10 protein-coding genes are annotated in these 10,272 nt (G+C 62.1%); 6 read left to right on the top strand and 4 right to left on the bottom strand.

All coding sequences use genetic code 11. The features are described 5' to 3' along the window. The first annotated feature begins 327 nt into the window (after positions 1 to 327). Genes imuA through NCT03_RS08645 form a run of 3 tightly spaced genes read left to right on the top strand, consistent with a single transcriptional unit; the run spans position 328 to position 6,209 of the window. The gene (imuA, locus tag NCT03_RS08655; protein ID WP_244825443.1) at positions 328 to 1,191 is read left to right on the top strand and encodes a translesion DNA synthesis-associated protein ImuA; all 864 of its coding nucleotides are present in this window, start codon (positions 328 to 330) and stop codon (positions 1,189 to 1,191) included. Further along, positions 1,076 to 2,728 carry a Y-family DNA polymerase gene (locus NCT03_RS08650; RefSeq protein WP_250492510.1) on the top strand — a complete coding sequence of 551 codons (1,653 nt, stop codon included), beginning with the start codon at positions 1,076 to 1,078 and terminating at the stop codon, positions 2,726 to 2,728. Before imuA ends, NCT03_RS08650 begins: the two co-directional genes overlap by 116 nt. A gap of 7 nt (positions 2,729 to 2,735) precedes the next feature. Further along, on the top strand, positions 2,736 to 6,209 hold the full coding sequence (locus NCT03_RS08645) for an error-prone DNA polymerase (RefSeq protein ID WP_250492509.1): 3,474 nt from the start codon (positions 2,736 to 2,738) through the stop codon (positions 6,207 to 6,209). Here NCT03_RS08645 and NCT03_RS08640 read toward each other — a convergent pair. Both NCT03_RS08640 and NCT03_RS08635 read right to left on the bottom strand, forming a co-directional pair. Then, complete coding sequence (locus NCT03_RS08640; protein ID WP_250492508.1) at positions 6,203 to 7,138, bottom strand: dTDP-4-dehydrorhamnose reductase family protein; 936 nt, start codon at positions 7,136 to 7,138, stop codon at positions 6,203 to 6,205. The two genes, NCT03_RS08645 and NCT03_RS08640, sit on opposite strands and share 7 nt — an antisense overlap. Then, positions 7,135 to 7,341, bottom strand: a complete 207-nt coding sequence (locus NCT03_RS08635) for a heavy-metal-associated domain-containing protein (protein WP_250492507.1) — start codon at positions 7,339 to 7,341, stop codon at positions 7,135 to 7,137. Before NCT03_RS08635 ends, NCT03_RS08640 begins: the two co-directional genes overlap by 4 nt. Before the next feature lie 101 nt (positions 7,342 to 7,442). On the opposite strand from NCT03_RS08635, the gene cueR reads away from it, so the two are divergent. Further along, on the top strand, positions 7,443 to 7,880 hold the full coding sequence (gene cueR, locus NCT03_RS08630; protein WP_250492506.1) for a Cu(I)-responsive transcriptional regulator: 438 nt from the start codon (positions 7,443 to 7,445) through the stop codon (positions 7,878 to 7,880). 173 nt (positions 7,881 to 8,053) lie between these two features. Then, complete coding sequence (locus NCT03_RS08625) at positions 8,054 to 8,200, top strand: DUF3563 family protein (protein WP_250492505.1); 147 nt, start codon at positions 8,054 to 8,056, stop codon at positions 8,198 to 8,200. 89 nt (positions 8,201 to 8,289) lie between these two features. Here NCT03_RS08625 and copM read toward each other — a convergent pair whose 3' ends face one another. Continuing rightward, positions 8,290 to 8,688, bottom strand: a complete 399-nt coding sequence (copM, locus tag NCT03_RS08620; RefSeq protein ID WP_250465093.1) for a CopM family metallochaperone — start codon at positions 8,686 to 8,688, stop codon at positions 8,290 to 8,292. Between the two features lie 100 nt (positions 8,689 to 8,788). Here copM and NCT03_RS08615 point away from each other — a divergent pair, with 100 nt between their 5' ends. After that, positions 8,789 to 9,160, top strand: coding sequence for a hypothetical protein (locus NCT03_RS08615; RefSeq protein ID WP_250492504.1), 372 nt, complete (start codon positions 8,789 to 8,791; stop codon positions 9,158 to 9,160). Between the two features lie 11 nt (positions 9,161 to 9,171). Here NCT03_RS08615 and NCT03_RS08610 read toward each other — a convergent pair whose 3' ends face one another. Then, positions 9,172 to 10,017, bottom strand: a complete 846-nt coding sequence (locus tag NCT03_RS08610) for a 23S rRNA (adenine(2030)-N(6))-methyltransferase RlmJ (protein WP_250492503.1) — start codon at positions 10,015 to 10,017, stop codon at positions 9,172 to 9,174. Between the last annotated feature and the right edge of the window lie 255 nt (positions 10,018 to 10,272).

The following is a 10,272-nucleotide window of genomic DNA, read 5'->3' as shown; positions in this document are numbered from 1 at the left end:
GATGATAGTGCGGATCTCCCGTGTGAAAGTAGGTAATCGTCAGGCTCCTCATGCAGCAACAAAAACCCCACCCCCAACCAGGTGGGGTTTTTGCATTTCTGCGGCGTTGGGCGCGCAAAAAAGTCTTGCTTACATCACGACGCAAGCACCAAATCCCCATCCAGAAACATTCAAATCCCCTCCAGTCGTCCGTCTCAAGCCCGTCTAAACTCACATCGACCGTTTACCTCGTCGCCTCAAAATACTGTATAAATATACAGTACAAAAGGGTTGCCGAATGCTCTGGGCATGAGCAGGCTCTTGCATTCGGGTGGACGGGGAAGACTCATGGGTGCAGCACTTTCACTGCTCGATATCGGGCTGACATCGCGCCTGCAGCAGCAGCTTTGGCAAGGCGAGCAGGTCGGCGTGTCGGACGCGGGTGTCGTTTCGAGTGGCTATCGGGCGCTCGATCTGGTCTTGCCAAATACCGGCTGGATGGCCGGCGCCGTCACTGAATTGCTTATCGAAGAATGCGGGGTCGGCGAGGTCAGGCTGCTCGCGCGTTCGCTTCGTGAGTTGGTGACGAAAAGAGGCCGCACCGTCATCTTCGTAGCGCCTCCCTGGATGCCCAATCCAGCAGCGTTCCGGTCGATGAACATCGCGCCGGGCAAGCTGGTCTGGGTCAAAGCGCCCGAGGATCAGGTGCTATGGGCGGCCGAGCAATCGCTCAAACAGGATGGCAGCGGCGCGGTCCTGATCTGGCTGCCCAAGGCGCGGCCCGATGCGCTGCGTCGTTTGCAAGTGGCCGCTCAGGAATCGCAGTCGCTGGTGTTTCTGTTCCGCCCGCTCGATGCCGCGAAGCAATCCTCCGCGGCACCATTGCGCATCGTCTGCAAACCGGTGCTGCCTGCGCACGCGCAGACAATGAATCGTCGCGAATGGATGCAGGTGGTCATGCTCGAAATCGACATCATCAAGCGGCGTGGTCCGTTGCTGGAGAAACCGCTGCAGTTGCGTTTGCCGCTGCAAATGCCGGCCTTGCCCGAGCACATTCGTCGCGCGGATCAAGCCAGGAGAGCACGAGAGGTCAATCATGTTGTGGATAGCGGTGACATTGCCGCTTTTATCGCTCGAAGCAGTCAGGCCGCCATCGATGCCGTCGATCTCGACGAATTCGACCTCGCCTGGAACGGGCTCGATGCCCGGTGAAGCGCTCGTCGGCAATTCGGTTGCGAACGCGGACGATTCCGGTCAGCCATGTTTTGCGCTCGCGGATCACGCGCGCATTCTGCTGCCCGATCTCGTCGCGTTCCGCCTCGGCGTGCGCCCGGGCAGCACGCGCTCGCATGCGTTCGCGCTCGCGCCGCGGCTCACTTTGCTTGCCGTCGATATCAGCGAAGAGCAGCGCGCGCTCGAAGCAGTGGCGTTGTCCTTGCTCGCGTTCACGCCGAAGGTCGTGCTCGCACATGCGAATACCGTGTTGCTGGAAGTCGGCGCGAGCATGCGGCTTTTCGGCGGCTTGCGCAGCCTCTTTGCAAAGGTGCGCTCCACGGTGAAAGATTGTGGCTTCACGTCCCGGATGGGCTGTGCGCCGACCGCGTGGGGCGCGTGGCTCCTTGCGCACGCGCGCACGCGACGAGTGGCGAAACGCGTTCGTATTGTGAAAGAGGCAACACTCGTGCGCGCGCTCGATGCCTTGCCGGTGTCTCTCGTGCCGTCGGCGGCATCGCATGGCAATGCGTTCGAGCAGATTGGTTGCGTGACGCTCGCCGACTTGCGTCGCTTGCCGCGCAAAGGCGTGGCGCGGCGTTTCGGGCAGGGCATTCTGCAATGGCTCGCGCAAGCTTACGGGCAGGCGCCCGATCCGCGCGAAGCTTTTTGCGCGCCGGCATCGTTCGAGGCGAAACTCGAGTTGCAGGCGCGCGTCGAAAACGCCGATGCGCTGTTGTTTGCGGCACGCCGGCTCGTGTTGCAACTCGCCGGTTGGCTGAACGCGCATCACTCGGCGGTCAGCGAGTTTTCGCTTTTGCTCGAACATGAATTGGCGGCGCGCAACGCACCCAAGACATCGACGCTCAAGATTGCATGGGCTGTGCCGACGCGCGATGCCGAGCACATTCTCTGGCTGCTGCGCGAAAAGCTGAATCAGGCAACCTTGATCGCGCCGGTGATCGAGATGAAGCTTTTGGCCGACAAGGTCAGCGAGCACGAGCCGCCCGCCGATACGCTTTTCCCCATGCCGGGTTCCGATGCCGACTCGATGGCGCAGTTGCTGGAGCGTCTGAGCGCGCGACTCGGCGCGGAAAATGTCGTGCAATTGAGCGAGCGGGAGGATCATCGGCCGGAAGCGGCGGTGACGGTCGAAACGTATCAGCCTGAACGTAAGGCCAAGCCCAAGCGCGGAAAAAAGTCGCGCGCGAAAGAGGGCGTCGAAGCGCCGACGCCAGACGACACGGAAGAAGAAAGCGCGGAATCGTTCGAGCTTCCCGACCAAGCCGTGCCTTCGCAGCCGCGGCCATCGTGGATTCTCGAAACGCCGCAAAAGCTGATGTTGCGCAACGAGCGGCCGTTCTATCGTCGCGCGTTGAAGCTCATCAGCCGGACCGAGCGTATCGAAGCGGGCTGGTGGGACGGCAACGGCGTTCAACGCGATTACTACGTCGCCTCCGACGATCGCGGCCGCATGTTCTGGGTGTATCGCGAGCGTCTGACGGGCGACTGGTTTCTCCACGGTTTTTTCGGATGACGCCGCCATGGAAGATTTGAGCGACCTCATCGGCCTGGGCGGTGGCGACGGCAAAGGCAAGTTCTCCGGCGCGATGTCCGCGTCGGCGTTCTTGCCCGGTTACGCGGAACTGCATTGCCTGAGCAACTTCTCGTTCCTGCGCGGCGCTTCGCATCCGCAGGAACTGGCGGCCGCCGCGCTCGAACACGGCTATACCGCGCTAGCAATCACGGACGAATGTTCGCTTGCAGGCGTCGTGCGCGCGTACGGCGCGATCAAGGAGATCGAGACGCGGGCGCAAGCCGCAGCCGACGCGGCGCGAAAGGCCGGCGAGCCATCGCCCAAGCAGGCAACGTTGAAGCTGATAATCGGCAGTGAATTGCATCTCACCGATGCCAACGGCGAGCCGTTTTGCACGCTCATTGCGCTGGCGACCAATCGCGAGGGATACGGCAATTTGTCGGAGCTGATTTCGCTTGCGCGCTCGCGTTCGCCGAAGGGAACGTATCGGATTGGTCCGGAAGATTTCACGAATCCCGCCGCCACTCCGCCCGACTCGTTCGATGCCACCGATTTACGCGGCGATATCGCGCATCTGAAGCATCTGCCGCACTGTCTCTTGATTCTGGTTCCGCAACGCTCGGCCACGCTTGCCGATACGCTCGATCGCGCTCATTGGCTTGGAAGTTTCGCCGCTGGCCGCGCGTGGCTTGCGCTGGAGTTGTGGCAGGACGGCAGCGACGATGAACGTCTCGCTTCGTGCCGCGTGATTTCGAAGGCGAGCGGTTTGCCTCTCGTTGCGGCAAGCGGCGCGCTGATGCACGCGCGTTCGCGCAAGCCCTTGCAGGACACGTTGACGGCAATCCGCCTCAATCGTCCGCTGGCCGAATGCGGTTACGCGCTCGAAGCGAACGCGGAGCGGCATCTGCGTACACGCTTGCGCATCGGCGCGTTGTATCCGAAAGAAGCGATTGCCGAGACCTTGAAGGTCGCGAAGCGCTGCACCTTCGAGCTCGATGAATTGCGCTACGAATATCCCGAGGAACTCGTGCCGCCCGGCGAAACGCCAGGCAGTTATCTGCGCAAAAACGTGATCGCGGGCGCGCTCAAACGCTGGCCGAACGGATTGAGCGTGGAGACCATCGGGCAGATCGAAAAGGAGTTGGAACTCGTCGCGGACCTGAAGTACGAGAAGTATTTTCTGACGGTCTACGACATCGTCGCGTTCGCGCGCAGCCGGAAGATCCTGTGTCAGGGGCGCGGCTCGGCGGCCAATTCGATCATCTGTTATTGCCTCTACATCACGGAGATCAATCCGGTCGAGATGAGCATGCTGGTCGAGCGCTTCATTTCGCGCGCGCGTAACGAACCGCCGGATATCGATGTCGATTTCGAACATCAGCGTCGCGAGGAAGTCATCCAGTACATCTATCAGAAGTACGGGCGGCATCGCGCGTCGCTCGCGGCGTCGCTCACCACGTATCACACGAGGAGTGCGCTCAAGGATGTCGGCAAGGCGCTGGGATTGGATGCGTCGCTCATCGAACGGATCGGCAAGTCGCAGCAGTGGTGGGATGGTCCGTCCGCGGTGGCCGGTTATCTGAAGGAAGCGGGTTTCAACGAAGACTCGCACGTGACGAAGCATCTGATCCGGCTTACGCGCGAGTTGCGCGGCTTTCCGCGTCACTTGTCGCAGCACGTCGGCGGTTTCGTGATCGCGCGCGAACGCTTGTCGCGCCTCGTGCCGATTGAAAACGCCGCAATGAAGGATCGCTGCGTGATTCAGTGGGACAAGGACGACATCGATCAGCTCAAGCTGTTGAAGGTCGATGTGCTCGCGCTCGGCATGCTCTCCGCGATCCGGCGCGCGCTCGAATTCATCGCGCTGCGGCGTGGCGTGCCGGATTTCGGCATGACGCATGTGCGTCGCGAGGACAAGGCCGTCTACGAGATGTGCTGCCGCGCGGACACGGTCGGCGTGTTCCAGATCGAATCGCGCGCGCAGCAGAGCATGCTGCCGCGTCTACGGCCCAACAAGTACTACGACCTCGTGATCGAAGTGGCGATCGTGCGGCCCGGTCCAATTCAGGGCGGCATGGTGCATCCGTATCTGCGCCGCAAGCAAGGGCTCGAGGAAGCGGAGTATCCGAAGGAAGAACTGCGGCCGGTGCTCGAACGTACACTCGGCGTGCCGATTTTCCAGGAACAGGTGATGAAGCTCGCGATGGTCGCCGCGGGCTATAGCGCGGAACAGGCCGATCAGCTACGCCGCGCGATGGCCGCATGGCGACGCGGCGGTCATCTGGAAAAGTATCAGGCCGATCTGATGACGAAGATGCTCGCGCGCGGCTACGAGGAAGAGTTCGCGGCGCGCGTGTGCAAGCAGATCGAGGGTTTCGGCGAATACGGTTTTCCCGAGAGTCATTCGGCGAGTTTCGCGCTGCTCGTCTATGTCAGCGCGTGGATCAAGCGCTACGAACCGGCGGCGTTTCTGGCCGGCTTGCTGAATAGCCAGCCGCTCGGCTTTTATTCGCCATCGCAACTCGTGCAGGACGCGCGGCGTCATGGCGTGCAGGTGTTCGCGCCGGATGTGTCGCTGAGCGACTGGGAATCGGTGCTGGAAATGCCGCCTGGCGATGGCGTGCGCGTCTTGCAGGATGCCGAAAAGCAGCGGCGGCGTCAGCAGTTCTACGGCACACCTTGCCCGGATCAGGTATTTCGCAAGACCATGCGACGCGGCGCGCGCAAGCTCAAAAAGCGCGTCAGGCTCGGTGCCCAGGCGTACGGCGCGGGCGGTCCGGGCGTGCGCATCGGGCTGCAACTGATCAAGGGTTTTTCACAAGCGGCGGCCGAGCGGATCATGGCGGCGCGCGCTCAAGCACCATTCGTCGATGTCGACGATCTCACGCGTCGCGCGGCCCTGTCGCGTCGCGAACTCGAAGCGCTTGCAGCGGGCAATGCGCTGCAAAGCATCGCGGGACATCGGCGTCAGGCTTGGTGGGCGGTGACCGCGCAGCAGCGCGCGCCGGAATTGCTGCGCGATGCGCCGATGACCGAAGCGCCGCTCGCGTTGCCGGAAGCATCGGAAGGCCGCGAGATCGTCGACGACTACGCGAGTCTCGGGCTCACGCTCAATCGTCATCCGCTCGCCTTGCTGCGCGAGCGGCTCGCGCGCCAGCGTTTCAAAAGCGCCGCTGAACTCGGCGAGACTCGCAACGGCCGCTTCGTGCGGGCGTGCGGCATCGTCACGGTGCGGCAGCGGCCGGGCACGGCGAACGGCACGATCTTCCTGTCGCTCGAGGACGAAACCGGCTCGATCAACGTGATCGTCTGGCCGGGACTCGTCGAGAAACAGCGCAAGGTGTTGCTGGGCGCGTCGCTGCTCGGCGTGCAAGGCGTCTGGCAAAAAGAAGGCGATGTGCGGCATCTGGTGGCGCAGCGGCTCGAAGACCATAGCGCGCTGCTTGGCCGGCTCGCCGCGCCGAGCCGCGACTTTCACTGAGCTTGCTCGGGATATCGAGCGAGCAGATGCGCGATCGCGGTATCGAAAGGCGTGCGCCGTCCAATCCCGAGCGCTTCGAGCCGCCCCGAATCGAGATGACAGTCGCGCGGGCGCGGTGTCGCGTCCGTGGGCGTGGTTTGAGCGACGAGCTTCGCGTCGAGTTTCAGTACTCGCGCGATGCGCTCGGCGATATCGAACTTGGTCATCGGCTCGTCGCCGGACCATTGCGCGATGCCCGAAATCGTCTCGCCATGCGCGTGCTGTTCGAGCATGCCGCGGATTACCACGGCGACATCGGGCGTGTAGGTCGGATAGCGGGTCGCCCAGGCGTCCATTGGCGCGGGCGCATTCGCGGCATCGGCCGATCGGACGATGGCGGGCGTGAGGCTCGTCACCGCCGATTCACTCCAGTCGACAACCGGACCGTAGAGCAACGGCAGCCGCAGCACGCATGAAGCCGGATCGCACGCGAGTAGCGCGCGCTCGCCATCCAGCTTGCTATGGCCGTAGGCGTTGAGCGGCGCGGGCGCGCCGTCGGGAAAGTAGGGCGGCGAGGTGCCGTCGAACACGTAGTCGGTCGAGATCGACAATACCCAGGCGCCGAGCGCGCGGGCTTCGGTCGCGATTGTCTGCAAGGCATCGACGTTAAGCGCGCGGGCGAGAGCGGGATCGTTCTCGCACACATCCGGACGGCGCTCGGCCGCGGCGACCACGACGGCATTCGGCTTCTCGCGCCGCAGAAAGGCGCGCACGGCGTCGTGATCGCGAATATCGAGCGACACGCTGCCCGCATCGCCATGCCGATGCGTCGTGCGCACGACGCGCCAGTCATGCGCCTCGACCGCGTTTTTCAGCTCGGCGCCGACCGCGCGCCCCAGCAAACCCGACGCGCCGATGAGCGCAACGGTAAAGCGTTCGCTGGCGCTCATGCGGACGCGGCGCCTTTGACGGTGTAGCCGGCGTCGTCGATTGCGTCGATCAACGCCTCATTCGTCTGCGATGACTCGACTGTCACGCGGCCACGTTCGAGATCGACGCGCACTTGCGCTTGCGGATCGATTTCATGAATCGAGCGCGTCACGGCGGCGACGCAATGCTGGCAACTCATGCCCTGAACTTCGAACTCGGTCATCCCGGTTTCCTCGCTTGAAAATTGGATCGATGACAACATCGTATACCTTGCCATGATGGGAAGGTGTAGAGTCGATTTCAAGATTTTATGCGGAGCGAGAAATGAACATAGGTGAAGCGGCTAAGGCCTCGGGCGTGACGGCGAAGATGATCCGCTACTACGAGAGCGTCGGCTTGCTCAATCCGGTGGGACGAACGTCGTCGGGTTATCGCGTGTATGGAGCGCAGGAGGTTCATGCATTGCGGTTTGTCCGGCAAGCGCGCCGGCTTGGCTTCCTGGTGGAAGACATACGCAAATTACTGGCGCTATGGCAAGACCGCTCGCGTGCAAGCGCCGAAGTGAAGGCGATTGCAACGGAGCACGTCGCCGAACTGGACCGCCGGATCGATGAACTGACGAGCATGCGCGATACGCTCGTTCATCTTGCGAACCACTGTCATGGCGACGAGCGTCCTGATTGCCCCATTTTGGATCAGCTTGCGGAGTCATGCACCAACAGTGCGCTTTCACTCACGGACGATGTAGAAAAAGCTGCTTGAAATCAGTAGGTTGAGTAAGACAAAAAAGACGCACCACTGCGTGACGAAATGCACAGTGTTCATGCATATAACTACACTTTTTGAAATTCAAGCGCTATAATCCGGGTTATCCCTTATACGGGTAATCCCTGACCCGAAATGCTAGGGATCGTTGAAATCCTTGGAGAAACATCATGTTTGCAGTCTTGCTCGAAAAACTCGGCATCTGGTTTGAAACCGCCGAACAACGTCGCCGCGAAGAGTATCTGGCGCAATCCGCGGATATCGTTCAGCTCGAAATGCGCATCCGCTCGCTCGAATCGAACGGCTACAACGCTTAAGGCGCAGTAGCGCCGCACAAGGCGCCACGGCCATGCAAAAAGCCCCGCAACGCGGGGCTTTGTCGTTTTTGGCGCGCTGCTTGTTCCGCTTACTTCGTTTGCGGATGCGCCGCGAGCCACTGCTTCATGAAGCGGATTTCCTTTTCCTGTGCCGCAACGATGTCCTTCGCCAGCTTGCGCAGCTTCGCGTCCTTGCCGTACTTCAGCTCGACTTTCGCCATTTCCACCGCGCCTTCGTGATGCGGGATCATGTGCGCGACGAAATCGCGGTCGGCGTCGCCGCTGTACTGTATGTCGGACATGCCCGACATCATCGACTTGTCGGCGGCCTGAAAGTCCGCTGTCGATGACGATCCCGCCGCGTTCGGCGTGGCTTCGGACATATGCATGCCGTGCATGGAGTCGTGAGCGGGCGCGGCCGTCTGGGCCATGGCGGTGGCGCTGCAAAGCGAGATGAGAAGGGCAAGCAGTGTTCTGGTCGATTGCATCGTATCTCCTGAGAAGGGCCGGTTGTGAGGCAAAACACCTAGCCTAAAGCTTGCCACCGGCGTAAGGTAAAGCGGTTTCGTCTACATAAAAGAGCGAGCGATGCGCAGCCATATCCACGACGCGACGAAGGCTTTCCGAAGCACGCGAAGCAATACGGCACGACGCGCTCGCGCGGCACTCGGCGCATGCCTTTGCGTCATTGCGCCACTGGCGTTCGGCACGCCGGGCGGCGAGCCGCTGGTGCTGGACACGCAAACGGGCATCCACAGCGGCGTGCCGGGGACCGTGCTTCAGACGGGGCCGCTCGGCGGGCCCGGCATGGTGCCCATGGCCACGCTGCCCGGACCGCCGCAGCAGGAACAGCCGCCTATCGTCGTTTCTCCGTACATCGACTATTCGTCGGGGCAAGCAACTGCGCCTGCGCAATCCAACGGCAGGCGGCACGGCAATTCCCGCACGCCTTATCCCTGAGTCGAGCAGGTTCAGGCCGCGCGGTGCTCCAGCTTGAACGATGCGTTCTTGTCTTCGCCGAGCGTATCGACGAGATATGGCAGCGCCTGCTTGAGTTCGGCGGCGAGCGTATAGGGCGGATTCAAAATAAACATGCCGCTGCCGTAGAGCCCGAAGCCGTCTTCGGGCGGCTGCCTCACGGTCAATGCCGCATGCAGCCAGCCATTGGGTTGAATGGCCTTCAATTGCTCCGCGAAGCGTTGCGACTCCGGTCGCGCGACGATCGGATACCACACCGCGTAAGTGCCCGTCGCGAACCGCTTGAGCGATTCCTCAAGACAAGCAAGCGTGCGCGCGTAGTCGCGCTTGTCTTCGTATGACGGGTCGATCAGCACGAGCGCGCGGCGCGGCGGCGGCGGCAGAATGGCCTTGATGCCGTCGAAGCCATCGCCTTCGTAGATCATTGCGCGGCGGCCTGCATCGCGGAAGTTATGACGCAGCACGTCGATTTCCGTGCTGTGCAACTCGTACAAACGCATGCGGTCCTGTTCGCGCATGAGCCGCCACGCTAGATACGGCGAGCCAGGATAGAAGCGCAATTCACCATCGGCGTTCAGGGCCGTGACTTCATCGACATAATCGGCGATGAGCGGCGGTAAATCCGTGCGCTCCCACAGCCGCGCGATGCCGTTTTCATACTCGGCATTCTTCGCGGCGAAGCCCTCGGTCAGCGAGTAGACGCCGGCGCCCGCATGCGTGTCGATATACCAATACGATTTGTCTTTCTGGGCGAGATGGCGAAGCATCCGGACGACGAGCGCGTGCTTCAGCACGTCGGCGTGATTTCCCGCATGGAAGGCGTGGCGGTAACTGAGCATGGCGAAAGGCCCGCGGAGGGCAACAGGAAACGAGTTCAGGGCAAACGGCGCGGCACGTCCGGCATGCGCGAAGGGCACTCATTGTAGCCGAGCGTCGCTTCGTATTCGCTGCAGTGCGACACGCCGTTCATGCACAATAGCCGCTTCCGGTCGTCCATGACTAGTCGGCCGAACGGTCTAGGTGTTCTCATGCGCGGCGTGACTCGTCCTATGCCGAACGGCCAGATTGCGGCCAATGGCGTCGCATGTTGTCAT

The organism is Caballeronia sp. GAWG1-1 (genome assembly GCF_023631465.1).
Taxonomy (GTDB): domain Bacteria; phylum Pseudomonadota; class Gammaproteobacteria; order Burkholderiales; family Burkholderiaceae; genus Caballeronia.
Note: the sequence above shows the minus strand (reverse complement) of the source record. Positions and strands in the feature narration are given on the sequence as shown.

Excerpts from the sequence above, each read along its gene's own strand:
- imuA (WP_244825443.1), top strand. The coding sequence starts at position 328 with ATGGGTGCAGCACTTTCACTGCTCGATATCGGGCTGACATCGCGCCTG.
- NCT03_RS08650 (WP_250492510.1), top strand. The coding sequence starts at position 1,076 with ATGTTGTGGATAGCGGTGACATTGCCGCTTTTATCGCTCGAAGCAGTC.
- copM (WP_250465093.1), bottom strand. The coding sequence starts at position 8,688 with ATGCAATCGACCAGAACACTGCTTGCCCTTCTCATCTCGCTTTGCAGC.
- NCT03_RS08640 (WP_250492508.1), bottom strand. The coding sequence starts at position 7,138 with ATGAGCGCCAGCGAACGCTTTACCGTTGCGCTCATCGGCGCGTCGGGT.
- NCT03_RS08610 (WP_250492503.1), bottom strand. The coding sequence starts at position 10,017 with ATGCTCAGTTACCGCCACGCCTTCCATGCGGGAAATCACGCCGACGTG.
- cueR (WP_250492506.1), top strand. The coding sequence starts at position 7,443 with ATGAACATAGGTGAAGCGGCTAAGGCCTCGGGCGTGACGGCGAAGATG.
- NCT03_RS08645 (WP_250492509.1), top strand. The coding sequence starts at position 2,736 with ATGGAAGATTTGAGCGACCTCATCGGCCTGGGCGGTGGCGACGGCAAA.
- NCT03_RS08625 (WP_250492505.1), top strand. The coding sequence starts at position 8,054 with ATGTTTGCAGTCTTGCTCGAAAAACTCGGCATCTGGTTTGAAACCGCC.
- NCT03_RS08615 (WP_250492504.1), top strand. The coding sequence starts at position 8,789 with ATGCGCAGCCATATCCACGACGCGACGAAGGCTTTCCGAAGCACGCGA.
- NCT03_RS08635 (WP_250492507.1), bottom strand. The coding sequence starts at position 7,341 with ATGACCGAGTTCGAAGTTCAGGGCATGAGTTGCCAGCATTGCGTCGCC.